Genomic DNA, 14239 nt, shown 5'->3' with positions numbered 1-14239 from the left:
ACTCACATCTCTTGACAAAGCAACATAGACGGGCATAAAACAACATAAACACACATTGCCAATCGGAGGATCGGATGTACGCAGAGGAGCGCCAGCAGGCCATCGCCGCCCTGGTCGGGCAACGCGGGCGCGTATCGGTCGCCGATCTGTCCGAGCAGTACGGGGTCACCACCGAAACTGTGCGCCGCGATTTGGCGGTCCTCGATCGGATGGGGCTGATCCGCAGGGTGCACGGGGGTGCGGTGCCCGCGGCGGCGCTCACCGCGATCGAACTCGGCACCACCGAGCGCGAACACACGCACGCCGCCGAAAAGGACCGCATCGCCAAGGCGGCCCTCGACTATCTGCCACCGACCGGCGGCAGCGTGCTGTTCGATGCCGGGACCACCACCGCGCGGGTGGCCGCCGCCCTGCCCGCCGACCGGGAGCTCGTCGCCGTGACGAACTCGGTGCCCATCGCGGCTCGGCTCAGTGGATTCGCCGGAGTGCGGCTGCATCTGATCGGCGGCCGGGTGCGGGGTGTCACGCAGGCCGCGGTCGGCGCGGAGGCCTTGCGGGTGCTCGGCGAACTGCGGGTCGATGTGGCGTTCATCGGCACCAATGCCCTGACCATCGGCCACGGACTGTCCACCCCCGATCCCGACGAGGCGGCGGTGAAGCGCGCCATGATCGCCAGCGCCCACCGGGTCGTGGTGGTCGCCGATGCCACGAAGGTCGGGCGCGAGGATCTGCTGAGCTTCGGTTCGGTCGAGGAATTCGATGTGCTGGTCACCGATACCGGGCTACTGCCTTCGGTACACAACGAACTCACCGAGTACGGCATCGAGGTGGTCACGGCATGATCGTCACGCTCACCGCGAATCCCAGTATCGACCGCACCGTCAGCCTGCGGGAATCGTTGCGGCGCGGTGCCGTACTCCGTGCCGAGACCGTGCTGTCGCAGCCCGGTGGCAAGGGAGTCAACGTTTCCCGGGTGATCGCCGCCGCCGGGGTCGAAACCATTGCGGTGCTGCCCGGCAATGCCGGTGATCCGTTGCTGCGCATGCTCACCGATGCCGATATCGAACACCGCGCGGTGCCGTGCGCCACCCCGGCGCGCACCAACCTCACCGTCGCCGAACGCGACGGCACTACCACGAAGATCAATGAGCCCGGATCACCGCTGACCGCCGAATGCCTTGCCGCACTGTCGAATCAGCTCGATGCACTCGCCGATACGGCGAGCTGGGTCGTGCTGTCCGGATCCCTCCCACCCGCCGTCCCCACCGACTGGTACGCGTATCTGCTGCACCGGCTGCGCGGCGTGCGGATCGCGGTCGATACCTCCGACGCTCCTCTGCTCGCACTGGCCGCCGAACTGGAATCAGCTGCGCCGCAACTACTCAAGCCGAATGCCGAGGAGCTGGCCCAGCTCACCCACGGCGACCCCGCCGAGTTGGAGGATCCGATCGCCGCCGCGCGTGCGGCGAGCACACTGATCGCTCGCGGCGTCGGTGCCGTGCTCGCGACGCTCGGCGCGGCCGGAGCCGTACTCGTCACCGCGGACGGTGCGTGGCATGCCGCCGCACCCGCCATTACCCCGCGCAGCACCGTGGGAGCTGGCGATTCCGCGCTGGCCGGATACCTGCTCGCCGATCTCGACGGACTGGACGCACCCGATCGGCTGCGCCGCGCCGTCGCCTACGGCAGCGCCGCCGCCGCGCTGCCGGGAACCGGGTTGCCCGGACCACACCACACCGACCCCCGCGCCGTGGCCGTCACGACGTTGGAATCCCTGCACAGTCGCTGAAGGACATTGCGATGGCCCATTCCCCTGATTCGATCATCACCACCGAGCTGATCAGCCTCGATACCGACCTCGGCAGTGCCAAGGAAACGGTGATCGCGACGCTCGCGCAGCGACTCACCGACAATGGGCGGGCTACCTCTGCCGAGACATTGCGTGACGCGGCGCTGGCGCGCGAATCACAGTCCGCGACAGGGCTTCCCGGTGGGATCGCCATTCCGCATTGCCGGAATGCAGCGGTGACCAGTGCGTCGCTCGGGTTCGCTCGGTTGGAACCTGCGGTGGATTTCGGTGCTGCTGATGGGCCCGCCGATCTCGTATTCCTCATTGCCGCGCCGGAAGGTGCCGGGGCCGAGCATATGAAGTTGTTGTCGAGTTTGGCTCGGGCGCTTGTTCGGCCGGAGTTCGTAAGTTCGTTGCGGGGTGCCGCGAGCGCTGATGAGGTGGTTTCGCTGGTTACGGATGTGCTTACGCAGAAGCCTGCGATGACGCCCAAAACCCGTGCAGTGGACTCTGTTTCGAGTGACGCCGCTTCGAACGGTACCGCCGCGAACGGCGCCATTACGCAGGCCCCTTCCGGCAGCGCACCAACGCCCGAGGCAGCTCCGGACAGTGCATCAACGCCCCAGACAACTCCGAATGGCACTCCCCCGACAGCAGCCGCTTCGATCGGCGCACCCGCACAGGATCCCGGTTCGAACCGTACTCCCACAGACGCAGCCGTTTCGAACGGCGCATCCGCGTCCCGAGCGGCTTCAAAAGGCACCACACCCGCACGCGAACCGAATTCGAACAGCGCACCTTCGGCAGCGGCCGGACTCGGCAGCTCGGACAGCGCGGCAACACCTGCGCCCGACGGCGTTTCGGCCGACGCACTGGCCGGGCAAACAATCGTCGCGATCACGGCTTGTCCGACCGGCATCGCCCACACCTACATGGCCGCCGACTCGCTCGTCGCCGCCGGTGACCGTGCGGGCGTCGCGGTGCACGTCGAGACCCAAGGTTCCAGCGGTAGCACCCCGCTGAGCTCCGAAACCATCGCCGCCGCGAGCGCGGTCATCTTCGCCACCGATGTCGGGGTGCGCGGCCGGGAACGGTTCGCGGGCAAGCCGGTTATCGAGTCCGGGGTCAAGCGCGCGATCAACGAGCCCGACACCATGGTCGCCGACGCCCTGCGCGCCGCCCTCGATCCCACCGCGGCGACCGTCGCGGGATCCGCGCCCTCCGAGGGTGTTTCGGCATCGGCGGCGCTCGGCTGGGGCACCCGGCTACGCCAGATTCTGCTCACCGGCGTCAGCTATATGATCCCGTTCGTCGCCGCGGGCGGCCTGCTCATCGCGCTCGGATTCCTGTTCGGCGGCTACGAGATCGCCGACCATGCCAAGAAGATCGTGCTCGACAACTCGCTGACGGCACTACCCGACGGCGGCCTACCGACCTATCTCGGCGCAGTGCTGTTCCAATTGGGTTCGCTCGCATTCAGCTTCCTGGTACCGGCCCTCGCCGGATATATCGCCTTCGCCATTGCCGACCGACCAGGTCTCGCACCGGGATTCACCGCCGGTGCCGTGGCCGTATTCGTCGGTGCCGGATTCCTAGGCGGCCTCGTCGGTGGCCTGATCGCCGGATTCGCCGCGCTCTGGGTCGCGAAACTGCCTACCCCACAATGGGCGCGTGGACTCATGCCGGTCGTGGTCATCCCGCTGTTCGCGTCACTGTTAGTCGGCGCGTTGATGTTCATCTTCCTCGGCAAGCCGCTCGCCGCGATCACCAGCGGACTCACCAACTGGCTCAACAGCCTGACCGGAACCTCCGCCCTCGCCCTTGGCGCCATCCTCGGCCTCATGATGTGCTTCGACCTCGGCGGTCCGGTCAACAAGGCCGCGTATTCCTTTGCCGTAGCCGGACTGTCGGTCACCGATCCGGCCTCGCTGCGCATCATGGCCGCCGTCATGGCCGCGGGCATGGTCCCGCCGCTGGCCATGGCATTGGCCACAGTCCTGCGGCCCCGGCTGTTCACCACGGCCGAACGCGAAAACGGTAAGGCCGCATGGCTTCTCGGTGCCTCCTTCATCTCCGAAGGCGCGATCCCATTCGCCGCCGCCGACCCGCTGCGGGTGATTCCCTCGATGATGGCCGGTGGCGCGGTCACCGGTGCGCTGATCATGGCCACCGGAACCACCCTCAGCGCACCGCACGGCGGCATCTTCGTCTTCTTCGCCGTCGGCCACATCGTCTGGTTCCTCGCCGCCCTCGTCGCGGGCACCGCCGTCGCCGCCCTCTGCGTCACCGCCGCCAAAGAATTCATCAAGCCACGCACCCCCGCCCTCGCCACCGCCTGAAATCCCCGCTCACCCAAGGAGAATCCCCCATGGCCAGCACCACCGTCACCGTCGCCTCCACCATCGGCCTGCACGCCCGCCCCGCCAACATCATCGCCGAAACAGTCACCGACTCCGGCGCCGAAGTCACCCTGGCGCTTGTCGACGGCGAGCCGGTGGACGCCGGTTCGGCCCTCATGATCATGACCCTGGGCGCGGCCTTCGGCACCGACGTAGTCGTCACCAGCGACGACCCCAACGCCCTCGAGCTCGTCGCGAAACTCGTCGCCACCGACCTCGACGCCTGAGCGGACGGGGCGGTCGTGCCGATCCCATCGCCCCAGCGAACCCGCGATCGAGATCAGATGGGTGACACGCCCCAACGAGCAGACCATGCAGGAAATCCTCGCCAAGGTGCCCGACGTCCAGCTCACCGACGTGCCAACCCCCTTGGTCGCCGCGGGCAAGGACGATTCCCTCGTCGGCCACATCCGCCAAGATCAGGGCGTCCCCGAAATCCCGCTGGCCCACGCTGATCGGATCAAGATCAGGTGGAAGCTGTGGCGGCATCGCCCGAGTAGCAAGTTACCTCAGTTCCACCTGATCTTGATCGCCCCGATTCATCGACAATCCCTATTCGCGCGAAGCCTCGGCTGGCCACACCACCGTTACCGGCATTCCGCGTTGACGGGCGGCGGCAACGACATCAGCGGTGCCGCCGTACCCTCTGGCCGGCTTGCCATCCCATACCGCCAGTAGTTCATCTGCGTTGTCGAACATTCGGACGCTACCCGCCTGAGTCGGAGTCTTCCCGGTCGAGTGCGATCACTTCTGAAGCGGCGGTGAGTAATTCGTCGTAGACGGAGTGGTGCTCGGCGGGCAGACCCTCGCGGTATTTTCGGGCGGGCACGACCACGACGAGTGAGCCACCGAGCCTCGGTACGGCTTGCGCGAACAGGGTGTCCGGGCCATCGGCGAGACAGCTCACGCCGACCAGGTCGCCATCCGCGCGCTGCGCTACCCGCGCGCGGATCTCGGCAGCTACCACGGCAGGCGTTTCGGGCGGCAATCCCCGATGTCCGGAGATGGCTGTCCGCGTGGCAATCGCCAGCTCTTGGCGAGTCATCGAATGGCCAGGCGATCCGGGCGATTCCACCCGCAACCGCGCTTCGATGAGCAGATCATTCCGTCCGGTCACGGGGTGTCGGCCCCAACGTGCGCCATCGATCTGTCGTCCACGTCACGACACCGTTGAACCAGCACCCGCTGTCGATCCCAGCGTTCAGCACACCGACCGGCGTGAGTCGCTGGTCGGTGGCGTGAGCCCTCGGCTTCGGGTGCTCACGACCACCATCAGGGGAGGCACCTTGTCGATACAGATAGACCGCAGCGCCAATTCAAAACTGCCGCAACGTGATCCGTTCATCGGGCCGCCCGCCACCTACAGCGGTGTGTCAGCTGAGGTGGCCGAGCGGTTCGCGGATGCCGTCCGCGAGTGGGCAGATCGGCCTGTGCCCACGCAGTCGCCCCGGTGCCGGGTGTCGAGTCCCCCGGCATCGGGCGCGCCACCCACAAGGAGGGGGTGTGATGCACCGAGATCGTTTGCGGACACCCGCCACAAGCTCGCCCTCGCCCCGGTCGATAGCGCTCCGATCTATCAGTGTGCGTCCGATGGCTGGCTGAGCAGCGTCGACGAAGACGGTTGGATCTGCGACTCGGACGCAGACCTGGATAAGGGTGACGCGATCACTGTCACGCCGATCAGCGTTTGCGACACAGGAATGTCCTGACGGAGGTCCGCCGAAGGCATGAATTCTGGAACTGAGGATCGATAACCGGGGCGTTGCGATGAGTCACCGGTCGTTGCCTGACGTTGTGTCATCGGCGGACGCGGTGGACTTCCGGCTGGCCGCTCGTCGACGCGCCGCGTCATGTGCCTCGTGAAGGAGGCTGACTGCCAGCTCGTGGGTTTGCATGTCCGGGTTGATGATCGAGATCCAGCCCTGTCTGCGATAAACAGGATGGGGGAGAACGGCGTCGACCGCAGTGAAGTCGACCGCCGCCGAACTGGCCTGCGGAGCCTCACCGACGAGTTCGGTGAAGGCGCTCCTGCCGACGTGGATGTTCAGCCGCCAACGGTCGGGACGATCGAGGTCACACGAACTGTCATCGGGGTAGTTCTTCGTCACGATGGTGGCGTACGGCTGCTCGCGTTGCGGCAGTTGGCCATCGGGCGCGTAGTAGAAGAAGTGGTCTCCCCAGGCGATCTTCGGGAACGGGCCGCCATCGGCCGGAGCAAGCTCTAGCACCCCGTCGAACCCTCGGATCGTCGCGAGAATCTGGTCCATACTCATGGTTCAAGCGTGAACTTGAAGTGCTTATGGAGGGTTGATTCATGGTCGAGAACACCTGGCGGCGGAGTTGCTGACCGTCGCCGCGGTGGCGGCAGCGACCGGCTACTCGGCCCAGCAGATCCGTGACCTGGAGAGGCTCGGTGTTATCCCCGCCGCAATCCGGGCGGGTAACGGATACCGGCAGTTCTCCGCAGACCACGTCCGCGACCTGCACGCCTACCGCGGTCTCGCCTACGCCGTGGGACCGGTCGAGGCTCGTCGCGCGATGTGCGCGATCCGCTTGCTGCCGCCCGACCAGTCCGCAGCCCTGGTGTGCTCCTTTCACGCACGGCTCAACCAGGAACGAGAACAGGCGCTGGCTGCCCGTGGGGCGTTGAAGGCGATACATGACGAAGCGACAACCGACGCCGACCTCGTTGAAGCAGACGCTATGACCATCACCGAACTGTCAAGGGCGCTCGGGCTGCGAGCTTCGACGCTCCGCTTCTGGGAGCAGGTAGGTCTGGTAGCACCCGAACGGATCGTCACCCGAGCGGGATCAGCCCGGCGCTACCACCTTGCAGCAATCCGAGACGCCCGCATCACGACGGCCCTGCGAGCCGCCGGCTACCGCATCACCGACGTCCAGAAGGCCATCACGGCGATCCGGGACCTCCACGACGTGAGTCACTCGCTCGAGGCACTCGGTGACCGACTGAACACCATCGCTCAACGACAACTAGCCCTCCTGCGCGCAGCAGCGACACTGTCCGAGATCATCCAACCAACCTCGCAAACCTAAAACACCACACCAGCCGTCGGCTTCTCGTGGCCCCAGGCGCCGTCAGCAACGTCCTGGCCGGAACAGCTAGTAAGCCCACGACAACGGCACTGTTCCGATCACCTCGGACCAGTGCCGTTGCGGTACCAGCCCCTCGTCCAGCTCCGACGAGGGAATAGTTCTGCCCTATGCGGCGCAGAATTCGTTGCCTTCCGGATCGCGCATGATCCACCAGTGACCGGCGGGTCCCTTGTCGAATTCGCGGACGCGGGTGGCTCCCAGCGCTTCCAGCCGGGCGACGAGGGTGTCGAGAGTGCCAGGCTCACTGTGTATATCGATGTGTAGGCGGTTCTTGCCGGATTTATCTTCTGGGACGTCTTGGAAGAGCAGTCGCCTGCCTTGGCCGACGCCGCTGGTCGGGTCGAACGGGTCGTCGGGGTGGCGGATGGCGGCGTAGCCGCGAAAGGTCTTGCGGCCGTGATGTTCGACGACCGCGTCAGCGGTGAGCTGACCGGCGGACAGTAGTTGCTCGACGAGGACGCTCGGGTCCTCTACCTCGTACTCCAGCGCCGCGGCCCAGAAGTCGGCCAGCGCGGGGGCGTTTCTGGTGTCGATGACCAGTTTCCAGTTCAAAGCCACGGGCGGAACCTACCGCACCCGAGCCTGGCCCCGTGAGAGGCCGTTGAAAGCGCAGCTCAGCACACCATGACATCGCTCGCGAGATCATGCGAAGCGCTGCGATCGGGCGGACGCTTCCGGGACGATGAACGTCATGAGCGCAAGGACACTCGATCAACTTCGGAAGGACCTGCAAGAGTATGCGCGCCTGGCCGAGGTTCGCTACGACCCCGCGATCGCGGATCCGGTGCTGGAAACGCTGGCTGAGCTGTGGACCAACTCCGTCGTGGGCGTGCGCACCACCACGCATCCGGCGCCCGAGCGCGAGGTCAACGCTCGGGTGATGCACCCGGGCGAGCCGACTGAGCTCATCGAGAAACTGCGTGGCGCAGGACTTCTCACCTATACCGGCCATCCGATGGAACAGTTGCTCGCCGAGATCTCGGCCGAGGTGCCGGTCAGCTCGGGTGTCGACCTCGCACTCGCTGGTGGGGTGCAGAAGATCTGGCTGGTCTTTCCCGAATTGCTCAGCGTGGAGCGGATTCTCGGATTCGCCGGAATTCCCGAGTCGGCATGCGCACACGCCGACCACCTATCCCGCTACGGCGGCAGAATCGGAATACTCGCAGTAGATTTCGACGCCCGCACAATGAACCTGTACTCGAATGTCTTCGAGCCCGGCCACCTCGCACCGACGGATATCGCTGGGATCCTGGCCGAACTCGACTTCACCGCGCCCACCGACACCGAATTGCCTTTACTCGCCCGCACCTTCAACCTCTACCGCACCTTCTCCTGGACCTCACCCCACATGCAACGCATCTGCTTCCCGGTACGCTGCGAACCGTCGAGCTTCCCGACCCACCTCGACCCGGTCCTGGCCCGTTTCGTCGCCGAAGCACCGTTCGCCGACCCCGACACTCGCGGCTTCGTCTTCTACGCCGCCTACGGCCCGACCGACCGCTACTACAAGGTCCAGGCCGAATACGCCGGAGTCCGCGTCGCCACCTTCCCCGGCGGAACCGCACCCCGCCCCACCTGACGACCGTCGCGGGTGTGTTGTGGGAGAACCGCCCAGCCCGATATGAGCTACAACTCGACAGGAACTTCATCGGACGGCGGATCGTCTTGCGCTGTTAACCCTGTTCGACTACGGTCCCGCGCTCGTGGGAGCAAGCGCGGTAACCGATTCACGAAGAGACAGATTTATTTGGGGGGCGGTGACCGCGATCGGGGTGATCGCCGGATATCTGGCGGTATTGCTGGCGGACGCCAGGCATTACTACACCGACGACACCGAAGCGCAGTACGCGCCCATGTGGGTCGAACTCGGAACACGGCTGCGGGAGGGGCGTTTTCCCGCGCTCGTGCCCACGGAATGGATGTCGGGCAACTACTCCCTGGAAGAAGCCGGGCTGTACAACCCGCCGCAGTTGCTGATCTATCTGCTCGCCCCATCGATGGATAACCTCGCGGTGTACGCAACGGCGGTCAAGCTGGTCTTCTCGATAATCGCGGCCCTCGGCGTATTCCGTATCTGTCTGGCCTACGGCGCGAGGTCCCGGTGGGCGGCGGTCGCCGGTGTCGCGTTTCCATTGAGCGGCTGGTTCCTGTTCTTCGACCAAGCCAGCTGGATGACCTCGCATACCGGCACCGCATGGCTGGTGCACGCGTGGGCATCGGCGGTGCACTACGCACGCGGCCGCCGCGGACCGATACCGGTCTTCATCTTCCTTTACCTGGCACTGACCATCCAATATGCCTTTCCCGCAGTCGAATCCGGGTTGATGATCGCGATGGTCGCAATCGGCGAGATCATCTATCAACGACGCTGGGCGCCCTCGGCGCGACTCGCGCTGGCGGCCGGTTGCGCTGTACTCGCCGCCGCGGCGGCCAACCTGCCCGGAATTCTGTCCTCGCAGGCGACCTGGCGTGGCAGCGCACACATCCACAATGATCCGTTCCTGACGGTGCCGTGGTCCGAGTCGTTGAACGCCAGCCTGCCCAGCACCACACCGGCATTCACCGCGTGGTGGGGGCACGTCCAGCCGTTGCCGATGGTCTACATCGCGTGGTTCCTGATTCCGGCGCTGGCCTTCATCGACTGGAAGGCGGCCGCGCAGGCGGCACGGGAACTCAGCGGCGTCGCGTTGTTCGCGACCGCGGTGCTGATGTGGACCGCGGGACCCGGCGCGATCGGCCCGCTGCGCTGGCCCGCCAGGGTGCTGCCGATGCTCGCCATCGCGCTGCTCGTGCTGGTGTGTGTATTGCTCAGTCGCTACGGCAGTTTCGCGTCGTGGCAGCGCCGTGGCACCGCCGCCGCCGTCTTGCTCGGGCTGCTGTTCGCGCGGTCCGTCTCGGCCGCGCCCGCGCTGGTGGTGCGGCATCTGCTCGCCGTCGTAGTAGTCGCCGCGATCGGCGCGGTGGTGGTGTGGCTTGCCTACACCAGGCGCACCGCGCTGGCCTGCGGGCTGTCCATCGCGGCGATGTTCCCGATCGCCTACGCCCAGGTGCGTGGCGCGCCGCCGACCCCGATGTCCTACGACTTCCCGGAGCGGCGTTCGGCGATGGCCGCCGCCTTCCCCGACTTCGACGGCGTCACACTGCAACTCGCCGATCGGGTGCTGGTGCGGGCGGATGACCGGAGCCTGTCCGGCGCGTATGGATCGCTAGCCATCGGCAGCTACGCCAAGAACGTCGGCCTCGACTATGTCACCGGCTACACCCCTGTCGGCCACGCCGCATTCAGCGCGCTGCTGTGCCTCGCCTGGGACGGAAGCACCTGCCCGGACGCCTACCGCCGCGCCTTCGCCATCGAACCATCAACGGGCAGAACGATTGTCGACCTGATGAAGGTGGATCGGGTTGTGCTGCAACGCGCTCAGTATCCCGACGAGCGCGACCGGCCCACGCCGTCCGGCTGGAAGTGGGTCGACTACCCGGGCCACGAACGCTTCATCTGGGTGCTCGAGCGGGAAAACGGTCTGCTGTCCACGCGCAATGGCGTGGTCGCCGATGCCAGGGGCGTCTTTGCCTCGTCCGCAACGAGCGACGATCTGACAAACCATATCCGGGTCACCTCGGTCGAGGGCGGCCGAGTAGTCTTCGCCCGCCTCGCCTGGCCCGGTTATCGAATCACGCTGAACGGCAGCGAAATACCGGCGCGCGAGGTCGCGGGCAGCTTCCTTGCCGCCGACATCCCCGCGGGCACTACAGCCGCCGACCTCACCGTCAGCTGGCGCCCGCCGGGTTGGGAAATCAGCACCGCGACCACGGCGGGCGGCCTCGCCGGAATCGGTCTGCTCCAGTTGACCCATCAGCGCCTGCGCCGCCGCGACGCGATCACCGCGACCGACCGGTCCGCGGCCGAGGACCGACAACTGGTCACGGCCAGCGTGTGAACTTCCGTCATCGGCATCCACGAACACAGCACTGCTCCCGAGGCTGAGCCGGGTCGACGAGGACGGTTGGACTTGCGCCCCTGACAGTGACCTGGATAAGGCGGTACATATTCAGTCGAGGACTGCGGTTGCTTCGATCTCGACCAGATGCTCGGGGACGTCCAGCGCCGCGACGCCGATCAGCGTGGTCGGTGGCACCGGAGTGACCCCTAGTTTCGCGGTCGCCCGGGAGATTCCCTCCAGGAGCGCGGGCATCTTGTCAGCAGTCCAGTCGACGACGTAGAAGGTCAGTTTCGCTACGTCGCCAAAGGAACCGCCGGCCTCGCCCAGCGCGGTGGCGATGTTGAGGTAGCACTGTTCAACCTGTGCGGCGAGGTCACCTTCGCCGACCGTGACCCCTTCCGCGTCCCAGGCGACCTGCCCGGCGATGAAGATCAACTTCGAGCCCGAGGCGATCGCCACCTGCCGGTAGACATCGATTTTCGGCAGTCCATCGGGATTCTTCAGGGTGATGGCCATGCTGTCCGCCTCCTTGTCCGGGCTCCTGTAAGCCCGTGTTCGTCAAACGACCTTTGGTCTCTTGTAGTTACTCAGATACCGTAGGAGAGTGTGAGTTGACATGGAAGAACGCACTTTTCAGTGACTGGGGAACCTAATGGTGACCAAGCAGCTCAGCGGCTCGGCCGAGGATGCCGACCTGCGACGCGCCGACTCCCTGGCGCGGGAGATCTTCTCCGACGTTGCCAACAAGTGGGCGCTGTTGATCATCGAGGCACTTGGGGAGGGCACTCTGCGCTTCAGCGAGCTTCGCAGCCGGGTCGAGGGCATCAGCCACAAGATGCTCACCCAGAACCTGCGTATGTTGGAGCGCAATGGCCTGGCCGAGCGGACCGTCCACCCCACCGTCCCGCCCCGTGTCGAATACACCCTCACCGAAGCGGGCCACGGACTTCGGGCGACGGTCGACGGAATGTGCAATTGGACCTACCGGTACTTCCAGCACATCGAGGCCGCCCGGCAGCGCTTCGAAGCCTGACGGTCGGTGAATGCGGAGCGCGGGGCATCACAACGGGCTTCAGTGCCGGAGCCGGTGACAGCATCCAGGCGGCCCCGATGGCTAGGCACCGGTTCTCGCTCCGAGATCGGCGGTGGCGCGGAACTCGCTGGGGCGGATACCCCGATGTCGCTTGAACGCCGCACTGAAACCGAAAGCGTCCGCATAACCGACGGCCTTCGCCACCTGCGCCACGGTGAGACTCCGGTCGGCCAGTAGTTCCTCCGCCTCATCCATCCGGCATTCGGTGAGATACGCCAGGGGCGACTGCGCCATGACCTCGGAGAACCGCCGCGCGAACAGCGCCCGCGATACCCCCGCCTCGGAGGCCAGCGACGCGACCGTCCAACCGGCAGCCGGCCTTCCGTGCATGGCCTCCAACGCCGGCCCGACCACCGGATCGGCCGGCCCGCGATACCAACCCGGCGCGTCAGCGTCCAGCTCGTCGAACCAATTGCGCAGCGTGCACACCAACGCCCAGTCGAGCAGCCGGTCCATCATCGCCTGTGCTCCGGCCGGACGCCGGGCAGCATCCGCGGCGATCGACTCCATCCAGGCGCACACCTCCACATCGTCGGTCACGACCAGGACGGGGGGCACAGCACGCAGCAGCCGTTCATGGCGCCGGCCGGACGCCCGATAGGCGCCGACAATCAGAGCGGTCTCACCGGCGCGGTCGTTCCCCCAGCGACCGCCGTCCAGCGCGGGATCGCATTTCGCGTCCGGCGCGAAGCAGGCGACCTCGTATTCCTCGTGCGGCAGGCCGACAGTATCCGCGCGGTCGACGAGGACGAACGTTTCCGGGCCGCGCACGATCGCGGTGTCCCCTACCGTGATCCGACGCTCGAGACCGCCGGGCAGCAGCAGTGTTCCCCCACCGCGCAGCACGGTGACCATGGTCAGCGGTGCTTCGTCGGCGAACCGGATGCTCCACGGTGCTTCCAAGATCGCGTTGGTGAGCACAGCACCCTCGGCACGGATACCGCTCAGCAGTTTGCTCAATGGATCCACACCATCGAGGGTAGACGAACTCCTATCGAATGTAGATCCTTACCCATAGATCGTCCATTGCCCGGGGTGTGGAATAGACCCAGACCGCACAACCGATCGTCCGGAACTCCGGACCCACATAGGAGGCGCCCGTGCAGCACAACCCGACCGTGGACACCGCGACCACCCGCACCGCGCTGGTCGTCGTCGCTCATCCCCGGCCCGATTCGCTGACCGCCCATATCGCGGAACTGGCCACCCGGCGGCTCGCCGGGCTCGGCTACCGGATCGACCTGCTGGACCTGCACGCCGAGAACTTCGATCCCCGGATGACCGCCGCCGACCTCCCGGAATGGGGCAACCGGGAGAAGGCATACTCCCCCGAAGTCGAGAACCATATGCGGCGCATCCTTGCCGCCGACGTGATCGTCGCGGTGTTCCCGGTGTACTGGATGCAGGCCCCGGCGATTCTGAAGGGCTGGATCGATCGGGTGTGGAATTACGGATTCGCCTACGGCCGTAGCAAACCCCGGCTCGCGGGCAAGCGGATGCTGTGGCTGGGCCTGGCGGGCGTGGCAGACGACGACGCGGTCGTCGAGCTCATGCAGGATGCGCTGAGCGCGCAACTCAACGACGGCATCGCCTACTACTGCGGCCTCACACAGTCGCTGGTAGGGCTGTTGCCTGGCGCGGAAGAAAAGCGGCAGCGCGTGGATGCCGCGGGCAATCTGCTGCTCGACGAAGCCCTCACCGGCGCGGTCCGCGAAGCCCACTATGCGGGCTTGGAAGACCGGGCGCTGGGCTTCGTCGACGATTTCCTCGCCGCCGATAGGGTTCCGGCCTGACCACTGAAGGCCGACCTCCCGGCGCTGGGCGCAGACCAAACCCGGCCCCGCCGCAACCGCGGACACACATGAAACGTTCGGGCACAACCGTTTCCGCGGTTCGCATGGCT

Annotated in this window: 15 protein-coding genes; 10 read left to right on the top strand and 5 right to left on the bottom strand. The window is 66.2% G+C overall.

The window, feature by feature from the left end; translation table 11 throughout:
• Positions 1-74: 74 nt before the first annotated feature.
• From OIE68_RS02605 to OIE68_RS02585, 5 genes are all read left to right on the top strand, one after another.
• Positions 75-842, top strand: a complete 768-nt coding sequence (locus tag OIE68_RS02605) for a DeoR/GlpR family DNA-binding transcription regulator (protein WP_063038130.1) — start codon at positions 75-77, stop codon at positions 840-842.
• On the top strand, positions 839-1789 hold the full coding sequence (locus tag OIE68_RS02600; RefSeq protein ID WP_327097790.1) for a 1-phosphofructokinase family hexose kinase: 951 nt from the start codon (positions 839-841) through the stop codon (positions 1787-1789). The genes OIE68_RS02605 and OIE68_RS02600 overlap by 4 nt, the downstream gene beginning before the upstream one ends.
• Before the next feature lie 11 nt (positions 1790-1800).
• Positions 1801-4128 carry a fructose-specific PTS transporter subunit EIIC gene (locus tag OIE68_RS02595; protein ID WP_327097789.1) on the top strand — a complete coding sequence of 776 codons (2328 nt, stop codon included), beginning with the start codon at positions 1801-1803 and terminating at the stop codon, positions 4126-4128.
• A gap of 29 nt (positions 4129-4157) precedes the next feature.
• Entirely contained in the window at positions 4158-4415 is a 258-nt protein-coding gene (locus OIE68_RS02590; protein WP_327097788.1) for an HPr family phosphocarrier protein, read from the top strand.
• Positions 4416-4476: 61 nt separating this feature from the next.
• Positions 4477-4866, top strand: coding sequence for a hypothetical protein (locus OIE68_RS02585; RefSeq protein ID WP_327102062.1), 390 nt, complete (start codon positions 4477-4479; stop codon positions 4864-4866).
• A 28-nt stretch (positions 4867-4894) separates the two neighbouring features.
• Here OIE68_RS02585 and OIE68_RS02580 read toward each other — a convergent pair whose 3' ends face one another.
• A complete protein-coding gene (locus OIE68_RS02580) occupies positions 4895-5305 on the bottom strand; it encodes a hypothetical protein (RefSeq protein ID WP_327097786.1) in 411 nt (136 codons plus the stop codon).
• A gap of 655 nt (positions 5306-5960) precedes the next feature.
• Positions 5961-6461 carry a DUF6194 family protein gene (locus OIE68_RS02575; RefSeq protein ID WP_327097785.1) on the bottom strand — a complete coding sequence of 167 codons (501 nt, stop codon included), beginning with the start codon at positions 6459-6461 and terminating at the stop codon, positions 5961-5963.
• 34 nt (positions 6462-6495) lie between these two features.
• On the opposite strand from OIE68_RS02575, the gene OIE68_RS02570 reads away from it, so the two are divergent.
• Positions 6496-7242, top strand: a complete 747-nt coding sequence (locus tag OIE68_RS02570) for a MerR family transcriptional regulator (protein ID WP_327097784.1) — start codon at positions 6496-6498, stop codon at positions 7240-7242.
• Between the two features lie 165 nt (positions 7243-7407).
• On the opposite strand, the gene OIE68_RS02565 is transcribed toward OIE68_RS02570, so the two are convergent.
• Complete coding sequence (locus OIE68_RS02565; protein ID WP_327097783.1) at positions 7408-7860, bottom strand: VOC family protein; 453 nt, start codon at positions 7858-7860, stop codon at positions 7408-7410.
• 133 nt (positions 7861-7993) lie between these two features.
• Here OIE68_RS02565 and OIE68_RS02560 point away from each other — a divergent pair, with 133 nt between their 5' ends.
• Together OIE68_RS02560 and OIE68_RS02555 are read left to right on the top strand one after the other, a co-directional pair.
• Positions 7994-8881: an aromatic prenyltransferase gene (locus OIE68_RS02560; RefSeq protein WP_327097782.1), complete on the top strand. Its 888-nt coding sequence runs from the start codon at positions 7994-7996 to the stop codon at positions 8879-8881.
• 178 nt (positions 8882-9059) lie between these two features.
• A complete protein-coding gene (locus OIE68_RS02555) occupies positions 9060-11240 on the top strand; it encodes a hypothetical protein (RefSeq protein WP_327097781.1) in 2181 nt (726 codons plus the stop codon).
• A gap of 111 nt (positions 11241-11351) precedes the next feature.
• Here OIE68_RS02555 and OIE68_RS02550 read toward each other — a convergent pair whose 3' ends face one another.
• Positions 11352-11759, bottom strand: coding sequence for a RidA family protein (locus OIE68_RS02550; RefSeq protein ID WP_327097780.1), 408 nt, complete (start codon positions 11757-11759; stop codon positions 11352-11354).
• Positions 11760-11895: 136 nt separating this feature from the next.
• On the opposite strand from OIE68_RS02550, the gene OIE68_RS02545 reads away from it, so the two are divergent.
• Positions 11896-12276 carry a helix-turn-helix domain-containing protein gene (locus OIE68_RS02545; RefSeq protein ID WP_327097779.1) on the top strand — a complete coding sequence of 127 codons (381 nt, stop codon included), beginning with the start codon at positions 11896-11898 and terminating at the stop codon, positions 12274-12276.
• An 81-nt stretch (positions 12277-12357) separates the two neighbouring features.
• On the opposite strand, the gene OIE68_RS02540 is transcribed toward OIE68_RS02545, so the two are convergent.
• The gene (locus OIE68_RS02540) at positions 12358-13305 is read right to left on the bottom strand and encodes an AraC family transcriptional regulator (RefSeq protein ID WP_327097778.1); all 948 of its coding nucleotides are present in this window, start codon (positions 13303-13305) and stop codon (positions 12358-12360) included.
• Positions 13306-13436: 131 nt separating this feature from the next.
• Between OIE68_RS02540 and OIE68_RS02535 the strand changes: the two genes are divergently transcribed.
• Positions 13437-14129, top strand: coding sequence for an NAD(P)H oxidoreductase (locus OIE68_RS02535; RefSeq protein WP_327097777.1), 693 nt, complete (start codon positions 13437-13439; stop codon positions 14127-14129).
• The last annotated feature ends 110 nt before the right edge of the window (positions 14130-14239 follow it).

The sequence above is a fragment of the Nocardia vinacea genome, assembly GCF_035920345.1.
Classification (GTDB): Bacteria; Actinomycetota; Actinomycetes; order Mycobacteriales; family Mycobacteriaceae; genus Nocardia; species Nocardia vinacea_A.
The sequence above is the reverse complement of the archived record's forward strand: the minus strand, read 5'-3'. Positions and strand labels throughout refer to the sequence as shown.

Coding starts and splice junctions, on each gene's coding strand:
- OIE68_RS02605 (WP_063038130.1), top strand. CDS start 75: ATGTACGCAGAGGAGCGCCAGCAGGCCATCGCCGCCCTGGTCGGGCAA.
- OIE68_RS02600 (WP_327097790.1), top strand. CDS start 839: ATGATCGTCACGCTCACCGCGAATCCCAGTATCGACCGCACCGTCAGC.
- OIE68_RS02595 (WP_327097789.1), top strand. CDS start 1,801: ATGGCCCATTCCCCTGATTCGATCATCACCACCGAGCTGATCAGCCTC.
- OIE68_RS02590 (WP_327097788.1), top strand. CDS start 4,158: ATGGCCAGCACCACCGTCACCGTCGCCTCCACCATCGGCCTGCACGCC.
- OIE68_RS02575 (WP_327097785.1), bottom strand. CDS start 6,461: ATGAGTATGGACCAGATTCTCGCGACGATCCGAGGGTTCGACGGGGTG.
- OIE68_RS02560 (WP_327097782.1), top strand. CDS start 7,994: ATGAGCGCAAGGACACTCGATCAACTTCGGAAGGACCTGCAAGAGTAT.
- OIE68_RS02550 (WP_327097780.1), bottom strand. CDS start 11,759: ATGGCCATCACCCTGAAGAATCCCGATGGACTGCCGAAAATCGATGTC.
- OIE68_RS02545 (WP_327097779.1), top strand. CDS start 11,896: ATGGTGACCAAGCAGCTCAGCGGCTCGGCCGAGGATGCCGACCTGCGA.